A 16,950-nucleotide genomic window follows, 5' to 3' on the forward strand; every position below is an offset into this window, starting at 1 on the left:
CAGGTGGCGTGGGAGTCAGCTCCAGGGTCAACTGGTCCGGGGCAATGCGGTGCCGGCCGATCTCCATCAGAGCAGCCAGCTCGGCCTCGGTGTGGGCCGATCCCAGGTGCTCGATCACCTTGTCCCGGCGCCCTTCCTTGACCGCGATCTGCACCGCCATCGCCCCTGAGGCTGTCTTGACCTTACGCAGAAACGGGCTCACCACCCCCACCCTACCGGCCCCTTAGTGTGCCAGCACACCCACAACCACCACGGAATACCAACGAAAAACCCACCTCAAAACCCAGACCCCACCAAAGTGTCACGAGTCAGGGGAGAACCGGACGGCAGAAGCGGTCTTGGCCGGATCTCGCGAGACGCCCCCGGGCACCCGGTCAGCAGGACTGGTAGAACGAGAAGGGCACAGACGACGAGATGTCGTCCAGGGCGTGCAGGGTGGTTGGGCGTGCGGGGCGGGGCAACGGCCGACCAGGAGAGGAAGCTGCACATGGGAGAGAAGGACCCTGCCGGTGCCGGCGCCCGTTTTCCGCGTGATTCCGCGATTCTCCGATATCCATCAGGATGAGTCGACGTGCTCCCATGTGCACAGACCCCCCTGCACGCACATGGGAGCGCATCAATCAATCTCGACGATCCGAGCAGAACCGCGGAATCTCAACGAAAAGCGGCGCCCGCCCCATCGGGCCCCCTTTCTCCCATGTGCGAACCACCCCTGTTCGACGGGCAGGGCGCCTCGCGAACCGATCTCGAGCCGGAACCGGACCGATCTCGACCCGGAATACGACCGATCTCGGCGAAGCGGCAATCGCCGCCTCAGTAGCGCCAACCGCTTTGAGCACCGCCCGGCCCGGCCTCACCGCCGCCGTCGGTACCTGGTGGCCTCGACCTCGTAGTCCTTCTCCCCGGCGACGATGGCGCGCAGGAGCACCTCGGCCCAGCGCAGCAGCTCCTCGCCCTCGATCGGCCCCCCGCCCATGCGGGCGGTGCCCGGCGCCGGGACGACGATCGTCCGAGTAGCAGGCTTGAGGGTGGTGCCCGGGTAGAGGCGGGTGACCTTCATGCGCGCCGACTCGGCCAGGCCGACCGGGGCGAAGCGGACCGACTTGCCCTGGGCGACGATCTCGCGCACCCCCAGGTGGGCCGCGAGCGCCCGCAGCCGCGCCAGGGACGCCAGGCGCTGTGTGGCTTCGGGCACGGGTCCGTAGCGGTCGGCGAGCTCTTCAAGTACATCGGCCACGTCCGCCTCGCTGCGGGCGGCCGCGAATTTGGTGTAGGCCTCCAGGCGCAGCCGCTCATGGGCGACATAATCCTCGGGGATGGTGGCGTCCACGGGCAGCTCGATGCGCAGGTCCTCGTCAATCCCCGCCTCGGCGTCGGTCTCGGGACCCGCGCTCCCACCGACCTTGAGGGCCTTCTTGTAGGCGGCCACGGCCTCGGAGACCATGCGCACGTACAGGTCGAAGCCGACCCCGGCGATGTGCCCGGACTGCTCTCCTCCGAGCAGATTCCCGGCGCCGCGGATCTCGAGATCCTTCATGGCCACCTGCATGCCGGCCCCCAGGTCGGTGTTGGAGGCGATGGTGCGCAGCCGCTCCAGCGAGGTCTCGGTCAGCGGCCTGTCGGCGGGGTAGAGGAAGTAGGCGTAGGCGCGCTCCCGCCCGCGCCCGACGCGCCCGCGCAGCTGGTGGAGCTGGGACAGGCCCATGCGGTCGGCGCGGTCCACAATGAGGGTATTGGCGTTGGACACGTCCAGGCCGGTCTCGACGATGGTGGTGCACACCAGGACGTCGATCTCCTTGTGCCAGAAGTCGTCGATGACCCGCTCCAGGCGCGACTCGCTCGTCTGGCCGTGAGCGGTGGCGACCCTCGCCTCGGGCACGAGCTCGGCCAGGCGGGCGGCGACGCGGTCGATGTCCTCCACCCGGTTGTGGACGTAGAAGACCTGGCCGTCTCTCAGCAGCTCGCGGCGGATGGCGGCGCCGACCTGCTTGGTCTCGTAGGCGCCGACGTAGGTGAGGATGGGATGGCGGTCCTCGGGCGGGGTGGCCAGGGTGGACATCTCCCGCAGGCCGGTGACCGCCATCTCCAGGGTGCGGGGGATGGGCGTGGCGGACATGGCGAGGACGTCGACGTCGGTGCGCAGGGCCTTGAGGGTCTCCTTGTGCTCGACCCCGAAGCGCTGCTCCTCGTCGATGACGACCAGGCCCAGGTCCTTGAAGCGGATCTGCCCAGTGATGAGGCGGTGGGTGCCGACCACGACGTCGATGGTGCCGTCGGCCAGCCCGGCCAGGACCTTGGCGGACTCGGCGTCGGACTGGAAGCGGGAGAGCTGGGCGACGCGCACGGGGAAGCCGGCGTAGCGCTCGGTGAAGGTCTCGGCATGCTGGGTCACCAGCAGGGTGGTGGGCACGAGTACGGCGACCTGCTTGCCCTCGGCCACGGCCTTGAAGGCGGCGCGCACGGCGATCTCGGTCTTGCCGTAGCCGACGTCGCCGCAGATGAGGCGGTCCATGGGCTGGGCGGCCTCCATGTCGCGCTTGACGTCGTCGATGGTGGCGAGCTGGTCAGGGGTCTCGGTGTAGGGGAAGGCCTCCTCCAGCTCGGCCTGCCAGGGGGTGTCGGGGCCGAAGGCGTGGCCGGTGGTGGCCGAGCGGGCGGCGTAGAGGCGCACGAGCTCGCCGGCGATCTCGCGCACGGCCTTGCGGGCCCTGGACTTGGTGCGCGCCCAGTCGGCCCCGCCCATCTTGTTCAGGGCGGGGGCGTCGCCGCCGATGTACTTGGTCACCTGGTCCAGGGAGTCGGTGGGCACCAGGAGCCGGTCGCCGGGCCGGCCGCGCTTGGAGGGGGCGTACTCGATGACGACGTATTCGCGGGTTGCCGGACTGGCCGCGCTCCTGGCCGATCCGACCCCGCGGCGCATAAGCTCGACGAACCGGCCGATCCCGTGCTGGGCGTGGACGACGAGGTCGCCGGGGTGCAGGGACAGCGGGTCGACGCTCCTGCGGGAGCGGCGGGCGGGGACGGCCTTGCGCTCGCGCGGGCCCGACCCGGCGCGGCCGGTGAGGTCGGACTCGGCGATGAGGGCCAGGCGCAGGCCCTCGGCGACGAAGCCGTGGCCGGCGGCGGCCTGGGTGACGCGGACGACCCCGTCGCCGGTGGCGGTGGAAGCGTCGGCGTCGGCGGCTCCCGCGGCGCGGCCCAGGTCGGCGGGCTCGTCGAGCTGGGTGACGATGCGCGCGGGCACGCCGCCGTCGGCGAGCAGCTGGGCCATGCGGCGCCCGGGGCCGGGGCCGTCGGTGGCCACGACGACGCTCCAGCGCTCGCGCGCCAGCGCACCCAGGTCCTTGACGGCCTCCTCCAGGCGGCCGCGGTAACCCTTGGGGTCGCGCAGCGGCAGCTCGACGGCGTCGGGCGAGGGGGCGAAGGAGGACAGGGACCACCAGCCGCGGTTGGTGGACAGGGCCAGGGCGCGGGCCTCGGCGAGGTGGGCGAAGGCGGCGGCGGACAGGTCGATGGGGGCGGTGCCGCCGGAGGCGGCCGACGTCCAGGCCGCGGCCAGGAACTCGGCGGTGGTGGCCACGAGGTCCTCGGCGCGCTTGCGCAGGCGCTCGGGCTCCAGGCCGACGACGAGGCGGTCGCCGACCAGGTCGAGCAGCGGCACCATGCGGGGCACCAGGACGGGGGCGAGGGACTCCATGCCCTCCACCGGGATCCCGGCGGCGATCCGCTCCAGCATGTCGGCGGCGCCGGGGATGACGCCGGTCAGGGCGCGGGCGCGCTCGCGCACGGCGTCGGTCAGGACGATCTCCCGGCAGGCGGTGGCGGTGACGGCGCCGATCTCCTCGATGGTGCGCTGGTCGGCCACGGCGAAGGTGGAGACGGACTCGATCTCGTCGCCGAAGAAGTCCACGCGCACGGGCCGTGCGAGGGTGGGCGGGAAGATGTCGAGGATGCCGCCGCGCACCGCGAACTCGCCGCGGTTCTCCACCATGTCCACGCGCGTGTAGGCGGCCGCGGCCAGGCGCTCAGCGGTGGCCTCCAGGCCGACATCCAGGCCCTTGGCGAGGTGGACGGGCTCGAGCTCGCCGAGCCCGTCGACGACGGGTGCCAGGAGGGCGCGCACGGGGACGACGAGGACGCGGATGGGGCCGCGCCCAGGGTCCGGCGCCCCGGAAGACACAGGGTCCGGCGCCCCGGAAGACACAGGGGCGCCAGCCTGCCCGTCCTCGGGGTGGGCCAGGCGACGCAGGACCGACAGGCGGGTGGCGACGGTGTCGGCGCGCGGGGAGAGCCGCTCGTGGGGCAGGGTCTCCCAGGCGGGGAAGACGGCGACGTCGGTGGACGGCAGGTAGCAGGTCAGGGCGGCGGCGGTCTCCTCGGCCTGCCGCCCGGTGGCGGTGACGACGAGCAGCGGAGTGCCGTCGTCGGTGACCGCGGCGGCGGGCTCCGCGCGGGACGGGGCCGAGCCGGTGGCGCGGGCGATGCCGGAGGCTCCCAGCGCCATGGCGGCCAGGACGGCGGGTCGCGCGCCCGGTGCGACGACGACGGTGCGGTCGGTGCGGGAGCGGCTGCCGGCAGCGGCGACGAGGTCGGCGATCGTCGGGTCGGCGAGCAGCGAGGGAAGGAGGGCGGTCAGACGCACGGCGTGCAGTTTAGTGGTTGGTTTCAGCAGAGGCGCAGGGCCGCGGGGCGGGCCGCGCGCCCGCCACCCCCCTTCGCCGAGATCGGTCCAGCTCCGCGCCGATCTCGAGCCGGAACCGGACCGATCTCGGCGGTGGGGGCGGCGGTCAGTCGTCGTCGTCCTTGGGGCCGCGACGGCGCATCAGCAGCATCACCGCGCCGCCGATCAGTGCCGCGACCATAATGACCAGGGGCACCAGCACCGCGGCGCCGGTGCTCGCCAGCGACGCCTTCGCCGGAGCCGCCGGCGCCGCCCCCGGGTCCTCGGAGGCCGGGGCGGCCTGCGCGGCCGGGGTCCCGCCTGCCGCGGAGGCGGTGGGCGCCGGCTCCGTCGGGCCCGTCCTCGGAAGCGTCCCGGCAGGCAGGTAGATGTTGGTGAACGTGAGCGTCGGGGTCGACCCGGTCGTGATCACGACCGTCCGCTCCTCCGGCACCGACAGGTCGTAGCCGTCGATGGCCGCGATCTCCTCGTCCTCCTTCACGGTGCAGCTCGTGCCCTCCGCGAAGGTCTTGTCAGGGGCGGCGGCGACATCGTTGCCCTTGACGGTCACGGCTCCGAACTGGTCGTCGGAGCACTCGTAGACGAAGCTGTACTCCTTGCCGGAGACGTCCGCGCCCGAGGCCTTCTGCTGAACCTGGAAGGTGCCCAGGGGCGTCGCGGATGCGCGATTCGTCAGCGAGACCGAGGTGCTGGTCTGGGAGCCGATGGTCAGGCTCGAGGTCTCGGCGCCGTCCACGGAGTAGGTCGGCGAGCCCCAGCTGTAGCCGTCGGGAGCCGGCGAGGCGCTGGTGAGGTCCTCGCTGAGGGTGACGACCGTGCCCTTGGGGAAGGTACCGGGGAAGACGGTCGTCCTGCCGATCTCGCTCCTCATGACGGCCGAGCCGCTCACACCGTCGTCGCTGAGCTCTCCGGGGGCGGTCCAGCCGGTGTAGGCGCCGGCCGCCTCGGGCAGCTTGTAGCCGACCCTGACGTTGAAGGCGGTGCCGGCGGGGACGGCGTCCATCGCCGAGCCGGTCAGAGCGTTGACGACCTCGAGGCCGCCGAAGCCGGAGGCCATCCCGACGGTGGTTCTGAAGGGCTGCACGTAGCTGCGCTCGCTGCTGACCTCCTTGCCTGCGCCGTGGAGGGTGGCCTTGTTGGAGTAGCGGGCGCCCATGACAGCCTTGCCGGTCGGAGAGACGAATGCCGTCCGGTAGGCGATCTCGTAGTCGGTGCCCGGGGCGAAGGGGCCGGTGGCCCTGATGGTGGCGGCCTGGCCGCGGGTCGTCACGACCAGGTTGAAGCCCCCGGCGTCGCTGCTCGCGCTTGAGGAGCTGGAGCCGGAGCCGCCGGGGTCCGCGCCGCCGGCGTCAGCCGTGCCCCTGGCGAGGAGCGTGCCCTCGGCGCCGGCCGGGCCGCGCGCGGAAAGGGTCCACTGGGACGGGTCGGAGCCGAAGCTCATGCCGTCGCCGAGGGTGTCGTTGAAGGTGATGGTGTCCCGGGTACTGCCGTCTGCAGCGATCGCCGAGTCGCCCTCGGCCAGCTGCTCCTTGACGTAGTCCGAGCCGAAGTCGAGCCTCCAGGTGACGTCCGTCGAGGAGGAGTCGATGGCGCTGCCCTCCTTGGACAGCTGCCAGGGGGAGTCGGCGGGGGCCGCGGCCTCCTTGATGCCGCCCTCGCCGGGCAGGCTCACCGCGACGTCGACGCCGTTCGCGGTCATGGTGGTGGTTGCCTCGCCCGTCTGCTGCGCGGCGAGGAGCAGGGCCTCGCCCCTGCCCCTGAAGTCGGTGAAGCCGGCGCTGCGGAGCTCGTCGGCCTTGCCGTTGAAGGTGCAGGTGATGGTCTTCTCGGTCAGGTCGCAGGTGCCGACCTCCTCGACCCTGTTGTCGCGGGCCACGGACATGGGGGCGGAGAACCCGGCCTCCAGGTTGGTGAAGTGGGGCCCGAGGTCGATCGTGGTCGTGCCGCCGGCGCGAGCCCGGCTGCCGGCGTCCCAGGAGTAGGTGAGCTTAGCGACGTCCTGAACCGCCAGGCCCCCGGCGGAGTCCTCGCCAGTGCGGCTGGACTTGACCAGGGCGACGTCGGAGATCGCGGGGGCCTGGCCGTCGTCGGCCCCGGCCGCCGTGCCGGAGGGCACCGCCGCCAGGACCAGGGCGATCAGCCCGAGGCCGGCGGTGAGGACGGTGACGAGAGGACGCCAGTGGGGCGGCGCCTCCACGCGTTGGGCAACAGAATGCATGGGGGTGCCCTTCTGCTTGTAAGGGATACGGACGTGGGGTGCTTCCACGCTACCGCCATGCGTAATTGAACTGCAATGCGGTGTAACCGAATTGCAATGCATCTCGGCGATCGGTCCCGGGGGCGCCCCTGTGCTGTGTGCCAAGCGGCGGCGGGTGGCTGGTCTGCCGGCTGTGGGTCGTGGAGGGCGCTGTGGCGGGTCATGGCGTGCGGGATGGGGACGCGGCGGTGGGCCAGGGCAAGGGCCCGAGTGTTTGCCTGGTCTGGTCCGCGCTGGTAGTAGGCGCGGCTGACGGGGTCGGGTCTGAGGGAGGTGAGGGCGGAGCCGAGCATGGCTCTCTTGAGCCACTTGCTGCCGGCGTGGGAGACGCCTCTCGCCCCTGATCGATGAGCCTGAGCGGCGGGTGACGGGCGCCAGGCCGGGTGTGGGCGGCCGCCGAGCGAGCAGACGGCGGGCGCGCTGACCCATCCCGTCGAGATAGACATTTTCGTACGAGGTCGGCGGTGGCACCGTCTATCTCGTACGAAAATGTCTATCTCGACGCAGGAGGCTCGCAGGCGCAGCAGGCGGCCACCGGGCGGGCCTCCGGTCAGACTCCCTCGGAGTCGAACAGGCGGGTCACCGAGCCGTCGTCGAAGACCGCCTTGATGGCGCGGGCCAGCAGCGGCGCGATCGGCAGCACGGTCAGGCGCTCGAAGCGCTTGGACTCGGGGATCGGCAGGGTGTCGGTGACGACGATCTCGCGGGCCCCACAGGTGGACAGCCGGTCCACGGCCGGGCCGGAGAGCACGCCGTGCGTGGCGGCCACGATGACGTCCTTCGCGCCCGCGTCCAGCACCACCTGGACGGCCTTGGCGATCGTGCCGCCGGTGTCGATCATGTCGTCCACCAGCACGCAGGAGCGTCCCTCGACGGCGCCGACGACGCGGTTGGCCACCGACTCGTTGGGCCGGGTGATGTCGCGCGTCTTGTGGACGAAGGCCAGCGGCGTGCCGCCCAGGGCGTTGGCCCAGCGCTCGGCGACACGAATACGGCCGGCGTCCGGGGAGACGACGGCCGCGTTGGAGGTGTCGATGCGACGTCGGATGTAGTCCACCAGCACCGGCTGGGCCCACAGGTGATCCCAGGGCCCGTCGAAGAAGCCCTGCTCCTGGGAGGAGTGCAGGTCGATGCTCATAATGCGGTTCGCGCCCGCCGTCTTGTACAGGTCCGCGACGAGCCGGGCGGAGATGGGCTCGCGCCCCAGGTGCTTCTTGTCCTGGCGGGCGTAGGGGTAGAAGGGCGCGACCACGGTGATGCGCTTGGCGGAGGCCCGCTTGAGGGCGTCGACCATGATGAACTGCTCCATGAGCCAGTCGTTGACGCGGTCGCCGTGGGACTGCACGACGAAGACGTCGCAGCCGCGCACCGACTCGTTGAAGCGCACGTAGGTCTCCCCGTTGGAGAAGTCGTAGGCGGTCGAGGAGAGCACCTGCGTGCCGAGCTCCCTGGCGACGTCCTTGGCGAGCTGGGGATGGGCCCGGCCCGAGACAATGACCAGTCGCTTCTCACCACTGGTGATAATGCCCGTCATGACGTGGTTCCTCTCTGACGGCCGGTAGGGCCCTCGATGGTGGGTGCGGTGGTCTCAGTGCTTGTCGGCGCCCGTCTCAGTGCCTATCTCGGTGCCTGTCCGTGCCCGTCTTGGTGCTCGTCCCGGTGCCGCGTGGGAGTATCGCCGTCGAGCTGGCTGAAGGGCGCGACGACCGCGCCCGCGGGGATCTCGACGTCGGTCAGGATGGCGTAGGCGCCCACGCGGGCGCCCTCGCCGATGCGGGTCGCGCCGCGCAGGAGGACGCCGGGCTCCAGGATCACGTCCCGGGCGAGCTCGACGGACACGTCCACCCAGGTGCCGCCCGGATCGACCACGCCGACCCCGGCCTCCATCCAGCGCGCCAGCGTGCGGCGGTTGAGCTCCGCGCCGAGCTCGGCGAGCTGGGAGCGGTCGTTGCAGCCCTCCACGAGCCAGTGGTCGGCCGCCACCAGGGCGGAGACGGACAGGCCCGCGGCACGGGCGCGCGCGACGACGTCGGTGAGATAGACCTCGCCCTGGTCGTTGTCCGTGCCCAGGGTGGTCAGGGCCCGGCGCAGGTGGGCGGCGTCGAAGACGTAGACGCCGGCGTTGATCTCCGTGATGGCGCGCTGCTCGGGGCTCGCGTCGCGCTGCTCGACAATGGCCGACACGGGGCTGTCGGGGCCGTCGGCCTCGCGCACGACGCGCCCGTATCCGGTGGGGTCCTCCAGGACTGTCGTCAGCAGGGTGACGGCGTCGCCGCGCCTGGCGTGCTGGGCGAGCAGGTCCGCCAGGGTGGCGGTGTCCAGCAGCGGCACGTCCCCGCTGGTCACCACGACCGGGCCGGTGAGGTCGGCCGGCAGCGACGCCAGGCCGCAGGCGACGGCGCGGCCCGTGCCCGGGACCTCGTCCTGGTCGGCGGCCACGGCGTCCGGGGCGACCTCGGCCAGGTGGGCGACGACGGCGTCGCGCTCGTGTCGCACGACGACCACGAGGTGGTCGGGGTGCAGGCCGCGGGCCGCGGTGACGGCGTGATCAAGGAGGCTGCGCCCGCCGATGGCGTGCAGCACCTTGGGTGTGGCCGAGCGCATGCGGGTGCCCTTGCCTGCGGCCATGACAATGACGGCGGCGGGTGCGGTGGAAGCCACAGGTCCTCTTCTCGCTGGTGATTGCCGAGTGCACCCGACACAGGACGACGAGCGCGCCTTCATTCTACGTCGCCCGCGGCACGAGCCGACACAGCGTGTCGTCATGACGCGGCCGCGGTACTGCATCATTGCATCGGATCGGCGCGGCTCCGCCCCCAGGGTTCGAACCCGGGCCTCAAGGCTCCAAAGGCCTGCGTGCTACCACTACACCAGGGCGGACCGCCGCGGTCGGGCGCACCGGTCCCGCGGCCGGGCGCCAGTGTCTCACGGCTGCGTCCCCGCGAGAACCCGACGACGCTCACGCGGCGCCGCAGGGAGGGGCCCGCAAGGCCCCGGCCGCGGTGACGGTACTGGTCCTTCTCGTGCAGGATTGGGCGCGTGCCCAGCTCCCCTCCGCCGTCCCGTCCCGGCCCGTCCGCCCGCCTGATCGAGCTCGACGGGCTCCGGGGCCTGGCCGCCGTCATCGTCGTCATCCACCACTGCCTGCTGACCGTCCCGGCCTTCGCCCGGATCGGGGCGTGGCCGGGGGTCGTGCCGGAGGAGCCCGCTGCGAGGATCCTCACCCAGACGCCGCTGCACCTGCTGTGGGCGGGGCACGAGGCGGTCCTGGTCTTCTTCGTCCTGTCCGGCACGGCGCTGGTCTACCCGGTGGCGCGCCGTCACGCCCAGCGGCGGCGCTTCGACTGGATCGACTACGTGCCGCGCAGGATCGTGCGCCTGTGGCTGCCGGCGGCGGCCTCCACGGCCCTGGCCGTCGCCCTCATGGTGCTCGTGCCCCGCTCCACCGCCGCCTCGCTGGGCCCCTGGATGACGCAGGCGCACCCGGCGGGCCTGTCCGCGCGCCACCTGCTCCTCGAGCTCGCGCTGCAGCCGCGCTACGCGTACCGCAACACGGTGCTGTGGTCGCTGCACGCCGAGGCCGTCTTCTCCTTCCTGCTGCCGCTTGTCGTGCTCGTCGTGGCGCTGGCGGCCCGGGCGCGGGCGTGGTGGCTGCCGGCGGCGGCCTGCCTGGCCGTGCCCGCGGTCACCGGGGACACCCGGACGCTGGTCTACGTGCCCGTCTTCGTGCTCGGGGCGACCGCGGGGTGGCGCTGGGGCCACCTGGGGACCATCGCCCCCGAGCGGCCGGCGCCGTGGGCGACCCCGGCCGCCCTGGCCTGCCTCGTGCTGATCACGATCGGCTGGTGGCCGGGGCTTGAGGGGCCCGTCGCGGGGCGCCTGGCGGCGGCGGTGTCCCTGGCGGCGGTCGCGGCGCTGGTCGCCCTGGCCGTGCGCGCCGGGGCCCTGCGCGGGGTCCTGCGGTCCCGGGCGGTGCAGTACCTCGGCGCCCTGTCCTTCTCCCTCTACCTGGTTCACGAGCCGGTGATCGTCGCCACGCGCCTGCTGATGGCGTCGTGGTCCCCGTGGCTGGTGGCGCCCGTGGCGGTGGCGGTGACGGCGCCGCTGACGTGGCTGTTCCGCCGGTACGTGGAGGCGCCGAGCCACCGCCTGTCGCGGCGGGCCGGCCAGTGGGTCTCCTCACGCGTGCGCCGCACGGCGCGATGAGCCCGAGGAGTCGCGGCATGATTCTCCTATGGCCGGCAAGGGGAGCAAGCGCACCCGCATGAGCGCGGGCGAGCGGCGCAAGCAGCTCATCGAGGTGGCGCGCGGCCTGTTCGCCACCAAGGGCTTCGACGGCACGAGCATCGAGGAGATCGCCTCCCGGGCGAAGGTGTCCAAGCCCGTGGTCTACGAGCACTTCGGCGGCAAGGAGGGGCTGTACGCCGTCATCGTGGACCGCGAGCTCAACACCATCTCGACGACGATCACCCGGGCGCTGAGCTCCTCGTCCTCCGCCTCGGTCACGGTGGAGCGGGCCGCGCTGGCGCTGCTGACCTACATCGAGGACTCCCCCGACGGCTTCCGGATCCTCTCCAGCGGCAACGACCGGGCCTCGGGCACCTACTCCACGTTCCTGGCCGACGTCGCCATCCAGGTCTCGGGCCTGCTGGCCGCGCAGTTCTCCGACCACGGCATCGACCCGCGCCCGGCGCCGCTGTACGCCCAGATGCTGGTGGGGATCGTGGCCATGCCCTCGCAGTGGTGGCTGGAGAACCGGACCATGAGCAAGGAGAAGGTGGCGGCGCACATGGTCAACCTCGCCTGGAACGGCCTGCGGGCCATGGAGCCCACCCCGACGCTGCGCACCGACCAGGACGAGGCCGGCGGCTGACCCCGCCCACCACCCGCCCCACCCCGTCGAGATAGACATTTTCGTACGAGGTCGGCGGTGGCACCGTCTACCTCGTACGAGAATGTCTATCTCGACGCAGGGGACGGCAGAGGCGCTACTCGAGCCGGTCGGAGAGCTCGAGCCAGCGCTCCTCGAGCGAGTCTGACTCGAGCCGCAGCGCCCGCGCCTCCTCGGCGAGCTCCCGCAGGCCCTCGTAGTCGCTCTGGTCGTGGGCCGCCATGCGCTCCTGGAGCGCGGCGATCCGGCTCCCGATCCTGTCCAGGCGCCGCTCGACCGCGGCGACCTCCTTCTGCGCGGCCCGACGCTCGGCGCCGCCCAGCCCCTTCCCGGCCCCGGTCGCCGTCGCCTTAGTCTGTCCGGCCGTCCCGGCCGCCACAGGCCCACCCGAGCCGGACGACGCCGACGGCGCCCCGCCCTGCTCCCGGGCGGCCTCGCGCCGCAGCCGCAGGTACTGCTCCACTCCCCCGGGCAGGTCGCGCAGGGCGCCGTCACCCAGGAGGGCGACCTGGTGGTCGGTGACCCGCTCCAGCAGGTAGCGGTCGTGGGAGACGACGACCAGGGTGCCGGGGAAGGAGTCGAGGATGTCCTCGACGGCGGCCAGAGTGTCGGTGTCCAGGTCGTTGGTGGGCTCGTCCAGGAGCAGCACGTTGGGCTCGGTCATGAGCAGGCGCAGCAGCTGGAGGCGCCGCCGCTCCCCGCCGCTGATCTCCCCCACCCGCGTCCAGGCGCGCTGCCGGGTGAAGCCGAGGCGCTCGACGAGCTGGGCGGCGGTCAGCTCCCTGCCGCCCACGACGACGCGCTCGCCGACCATGGCGACGGCCTCGACCACGCGCTTGTCCGCGAGCGCGTCCAGCTCGCGGGTGGACTGGGACAGGGCGGCCACCTGGACCGTCCTGCCGCGCACGACGCGCCCCCGAGCGGGTGCGAGCGAGCCCTCGAGCAGCCGCAGGAGAGTGGTCTTGCCCGCGCCGTTGACGCCGACGACGCCGACGCGCTCGCCCGGCGCCAGGCGCCAGGTGACGCGGCGCAGCACCTCGGCGCGCCCGCAGTCCCCGCCGCCCGCCGCGCCGGCGGGCCCGGGGTAGCCGGCCGTGACGTCCTCCAGGTCGATGACCCTCTTGCCCAGGCGGGCAGTGGCCATGGCCACGAGCTCGACGGTGTCGCGCGGCGGCGGCACGTCGGCGATGAGGGCCTCCGCGGCGTCGATGCGGAAGCGCGGCTTGGAGGTGCGCGCCGGCGCCCCGCGGCGCAGCCAGGCGAGCTCCTTGCGCAGCAGGTTCTCGCGCTTGGCGGCGGCGACGGCGGCCCGCCTGGCCCGCTCGGCCCGGGCCAGCACGTAGGCGGCGTAACCGCCGTCGTAGGTCTCGACCCTCCCGGCGGCCTGGGGCCGCCCGCCGCCCGGGTCCGCGCCGGGGACGACCTCCCACACGTTGGTGCACACGGCGTCGAGGAACCAGCGGTCGTGGGTGACGGTGACCAGCGCCCCGGTGGAGGCCCGCCGCCCGGCGAAACGCGCACCGAGGTGGCGGGCGAGCCAGTCCACGCCCTCGACATCGAGGTGGTTGGTGGGCTCGTCGAGGATGACGACGTCGGCCGGCGCGGTCAGGACCGCCGCCAGGGCGACCCGGCGGCGCTGGCCGCCCGACAGCGCGGAGACCGGCCTGTCGAGGTCCAGGTCGGCCAGCAGCCCGGCGTGGATGTCCCGCACCTGGGCGCGCGAGGCCCACTCGTGCTCGGGGGCCCGACCGTGGACGGCGGTGCGCACGGTGTCGCCGGGCGCGAAGCCGTCGGACTGGAGCAGCATGGCCACGCGCGTGCCCCCCGAGCGGGTGACGCGGCCGCCGTCGACCTCGCGCGCGCCCGCCAGGGCCGCGAGCAGGGTCGACTTGCCCGCACCGTTGGGGCCCAGGACCCCCACGCGGCTGCCGTCGTCGATGCCGAGGGTGACGTCGTCGAGCAGGAGGCGCGAGCCCACCGAGATGCGGATGGACTCCGCCCCGAGCAGGTGCGCCATCAGCCCACCGCCCGGGCCCCGGCCACGGGGGCGTCCACGCGCGCCGTTCCTCCCACCAGGGCGGACGCCGTCAGGGCGCGGGTCACCCGCGTGGCGCTGGCCGCATCGGGCACGAGGGCCGCCACCGTCGGGCCGGAGCCGGAGACGATGGCACGCAGCGCCCCGGAGGCCTCGGCGATGCCGATGACCTCGGCGAGCTCGGGGCGCAGGGAGACGGCCGCCCCCTGGAGGTCGTTGTGCAGCGCCGCCGCCAGGGCGCGGGCGTTGCCGGCGCGCAGCGCGGCGGTCATCTCCTCGGGCACGTCGGCGGGCGCGGCCCCGCCCCCGGACGAGGCGGCGGCGAGCTCGTCGAAGCGGCTGAAGACGGCGGGGGTGGACAGGCCGCCCCGGGCGGCGAAGGCGAGGACCCACAGGTACCTGCCGCGGGTCATGAGCGGGGTGAGCCGGTCCCCGCGCCCGTGCCCGACGGCGGTGGCCCCCAGGAGGGGGAAGGGGACGTCGGCGCCGAGCCGGGCCGCCAGGTCCCCCAGCTCGTCCGGGCCCAGGTCGGCGCCCCACAGGATGTTGCAGGCCGTCAGTGTCGCCGCGGCGTCGGCGGAGCCCCCCGCCATGCCCCCGGCCACGGGCACGCGCTTGCGGATGGTCAGGTCGACGCCGTCGGTGACGCCGGTGGTCTCGGCCAGCAGGCGTGCGGCGCGCACGGCGAGGTTGGAGGAGTCGGTGGGGACGGCGGCGTCTTCCTGCGGGCCGTTCTCCAGGGTCAGCGTGATGCTGCCGCGGGCCGCGCGGGACTGGCTGCGGGCGGTGACGGTCTCAATGAGCCGCACGGCCTGGAAGACCGTGGTCAGCGGGTGGTAGCCGTCCGCTCCGGGGGCGCCGGCGGACAGGAAGAGGTTGATCTTCCCGGGCGCCTCGACCCGCACGGTCGTCGCTCCGCCGCAGCTGCGCGTGGGGCACGGCCCGCTGCTGTCGGCGCCGGGAACGGCTCGCAGGTGGGTCATCGGTTCTCCTGTGCTGCGGGAGCGGTCGGGGCGCCGTCGGCTGCGAGGGCCTCGGCCAGGGAGGCGAAGGCGGTCACGTCGAGCTTCTCGCCGCGCTCGGCCGGGTCGATGCCCGCGGCGCGGATGGCGGCCTCGGCCCCCTGCGGCCCCCCGGCGAGGGGCGCGAGGGCCCGGCGCAGGGTCTTGCGGCGCTGGGAGAAGGCGGCGTCGACGACGGCGAAGACCCGGCTGCGGCCGGCGGATGTCGCCGGGGGTTCGCGGCGGACGAGCTCGACCAGGGCGGAGTCGACATTGGGAGCCGGCCAGAAGACGGTGCGCCCGATGGTGATGGTGCGGCGCGCGGAGGCGTACCAGGCGACCTTGACACTGGGGACGCCGTAGGTCCTCGACCCGGGAGGCGCGGCGAGGCGGTCGGCGACCTCGGCCTGGACCATGACGGTGATCGTCTTCAGGCTCGGCAGGGAGGCGAGCAGGGTCAGCAGCACCGGCACGGCGACGTTGTAGGGCAGGTTGGCAACCAGCCGGGTGGGGGCGGGGTCGGCGGGCGCCAGGCCCAGCGCGCCGGGGCCGTCGAGGGTCAGGGCGTCGGCCTGGACGACGCGCAGGCGGCCTGCGGCCCCGGGCATGCGATCGGCCACGGTGACGGGCAGGGCACGCGCCAGAACCGGGTCGATCTCGACGGCGATCACGCGCGCGCCCGCTTCCAGGAGCGCCAGGGTGAGGGAGCCGAGTCCCGGGCCGATCTCCAGGACGGTCTCACCGGGGCGCACGCCCGCCCGACGGGCGATGCGCCGCACGGTCCCGGCGTCGTGGACGAAGTTCTGCCCGAGAGTCTTGGTGGGCCGCAGGCCGAGGGCCGTGGTGAGGCCCCGAACCCGGGCAGGGCCGAGCAGGCCGCCCCCGACTGCGCCGGACGGGTCGCCCCCGGGGGCCGACGCGGGCGCATCGGCGCCGCACACGGCCGCGACGGCGCCGGCGGCGCCGAGAGTCTGAGACATGGGGTCCAGAATAACGGGCGGCGCCGACGGACGCGCGAGCGCCCTCACAGAACGCGGGTCGCGCTCGTAGCAGCAGCCGCCGCCCGGTCCGGGCCGCCGCCAGGCCGGACGATCAGTACCAGCCGACGGACTCGGAGTGGGCCCAGGCGCTGCACGGGGTGCCGTAGCGCCCCTGGATGTAGCCCAGGCCCCAGGTGATCTGGGTGGCGGGGTTGGTCGCCCAGTCGCCGGCCACCGAGCTCATCTTGGAGCCGGGCAGCGCCTGGGGGATTCCGTAGGCGCCGGAGGAGGCGTTCTCGGCCTGGTAGTTCCAGCCCGACTCACGGTTCCACAGGCTCTGCAGGCAGGAGAACTCGTCGTCCCCCCAGCCGTAGGAGGCCATCATTCCGCGAGCGATGGCCTGCGCCCCCTCAGGAGTGGTGCCGTCACCCGAGGCGCTGGCCGCAGGCGGCGCGGCCTCGCCGCCACCGCCGCCGGACTCCCCGGAGGCCTGCGCGTCCGAACCGGAGCCGGAGTCGGTGCCCGTGCCGACCAGGACGACCTCGTCGACCTTCTCGGTGACCGTCGTGCTGGACAGGGGCGTGCGCGAGACCTCGGTGCCGCCCTTCGCCTTGACCTCGTAGGTGGTCCGCACGACGCCGTCGACGCCCTCGGTCTCGACCTTGGTCTCGCCCTTGGGCAGGGAGTCGGTCTCCTTCTCGACCCGGCCGTGCGCCTCGGTGGTCTCCTCGGTGACGGTGTAGACGGAGTCGGACTGCCCCTCAATGGTCAGACCGGACGCCTGGCTGGAGACCTGCCCGCTGCCGATGGCGGCGAGGTTGGCCTCGGTCTCGCTGACGGGCCTGCTGTTGTCGCCGCCGACCTGGGTGGCGGCGTACGCGCCGCCCGAGACCGCCAGGGACAGGGCGGCGGCGAGTCCTCCGGCCCGATACATCATGGGGGCCACGGACGTCTTGGCTGCACCCTGAGCACGACGACGGCCACGAGCGCCGGTGTTGTTGGAGCCGGGCAGGCTCTTGGAGGCCAGTGCCCCGAGCTCGACCAGCGTCGTGCTCCACGAGCTGGCCTGCGAGTGTCGACCCACGATAGAACTCCTTGTGGTTGA

At 73.4% G+C, this 16,950-nt stretch carries 10 protein-coding genes, 1 tRNA gene and 1 pseudogene; 2 read left to right on the forward strand and 10 right to left on the reverse strand.

What is annotated here, in order from left to right; all coding sequences use genetic code 11:
- From O145_RS18250 to O145_RS11170, 6 genes and pseudogenes are all read right to left on the reverse strand, one after another.
- A pseudogene (locus O145_RS18250) lies at nucleotides 1-202 on the reverse strand (IS1634 family transposase); the annotation flags it as partial.
- Between the two features lie 651 nt (nucleotides 203-853).
- Nucleotides 854-4,642, reverse strand: a complete 3,789-nt coding sequence (mfd, locus tag O145_RS11150) for a transcription-repair coupling factor (protein ID WP_043563019.1) — start codon at nucleotides 4,640-4,642, stop codon at nucleotides 854-856.
- A 145-nt stretch (nucleotides 4,643-4,787) separates the two neighbouring features.
- Nucleotides 4,788-6,899, reverse strand: coding sequence for a DUF7926 domain-containing protein (locus O145_RS11155; RefSeq protein ID WP_052375041.1), 2,112 nt, complete (start codon nucleotides 6,897-6,899; stop codon nucleotides 4,788-4,790).
- Nucleotides 6,900-7,488: 589 nt separating this feature from the next.
- Nucleotides 7,489-8,472 (reverse strand): ribose-phosphate diphosphokinase, encoded by a 984-nt coding sequence (locus O145_RS11160; RefSeq protein WP_043563021.1) that lies wholly within the window; start codon nucleotides 8,470-8,472, stop codon nucleotides 7,489-7,491.
- A gap of 83 nt (nucleotides 8,473-8,555) precedes the next feature.
- On the reverse strand, nucleotides 8,556-9,599 hold the full coding sequence (locus O145_RS11165; protein WP_052375043.1) for a bifunctional UDP-N-acetylglucosamine diphosphorylase/glucosamine-1-phosphate N-acetyltransferase GlmU: 1,044 nt from the start codon (nucleotides 9,597-9,599) through the stop codon (nucleotides 8,556-8,558).
- Nucleotides 9,600-9,746: 147 nt separating this feature from the next.
- A tRNA-Gln gene (locus O145_RS11170) sits at nucleotides 9,747-9,818 on the reverse strand.
- 159 nt (nucleotides 9,819-9,977) lie between these two features.
- Between O145_RS11170 and O145_RS11175 the strand changes: the two genes are divergently transcribed.
- Entirely contained in the window at nucleotides 9,978-11,144 is a 1,167-nt protein-coding gene (locus O145_RS11175; protein ID WP_229118518.1) for an acyltransferase family protein, read from the forward strand.
- Nucleotides 11,145-11,172: 28 nt separating this feature from the next.
- Entirely contained in the window at nucleotides 11,173-11,811 is a 639-nt protein-coding gene (locus O145_RS11180) for a TetR/AcrR family transcriptional regulator (protein ID WP_043563023.1), read from the forward strand.
- 115 nt (nucleotides 11,812-11,926) lie between these two features.
- Here O145_RS11180 and O145_RS11185 read toward each other — a convergent pair whose 3' ends face one another.
- The 4 genes from O145_RS11185 to O145_RS11200 form a co-directional block, all read right to left on the reverse strand.
- A complete protein-coding gene (locus O145_RS11185; RefSeq protein ID WP_043563024.1) occupies nucleotides 11,927-13,846 on the reverse strand; it encodes an ABC-F family ATP-binding cassette domain-containing protein in 1,920 nt (639 codons plus the stop codon).
- Nucleotides 13,846-14,847 carry a 4-(cytidine 5'-diphospho)-2-C-methyl-D-erythritol kinase gene (locus O145_RS11190; RefSeq protein WP_043563025.1) on the reverse strand — a complete coding sequence of 334 codons (1,002 nt, stop codon included), beginning with the start codon at nucleotides 14,845-14,847 and terminating at the stop codon, nucleotides 13,846-13,848. Before O145_RS11190 ends, O145_RS11185 begins: the two co-directional genes overlap by 1 nt.
- On the reverse strand, nucleotides 14,844-15,845 hold the full coding sequence (gene rsmA / locus O145_RS11195; RefSeq protein WP_043563027.1) for a 16S rRNA (adenine(1518)-N(6)/adenine(1519)-N(6))-dimethyltransferase RsmA: 1,002 nt from the start codon (nucleotides 15,843-15,845) through the stop codon (nucleotides 14,844-14,846). The genes O145_RS11190 and rsmA overlap by 4 nt, the downstream gene beginning before the upstream one ends.
- A 112-nt stretch (nucleotides 15,846-15,957) precedes the next feature.
- Entirely contained in the window at nucleotides 15,958-16,929 is a 972-nt protein-coding gene (locus O145_RS11200) for a G5 domain-containing protein (RefSeq protein ID WP_043563029.1), read from the reverse strand.
- Nucleotides 16,930-16,950 lie beyond the last annotated feature (21 nt).

This window comes from Actinomyces israelii DSM 43320, assembly GCF_000711965.1.
GTDB classification, from domain to species: domain Bacteria; phylum Actinomycetota; class Actinomycetes; order Actinomycetales; family Actinomycetaceae; genus Actinomyces; species Actinomyces israelii.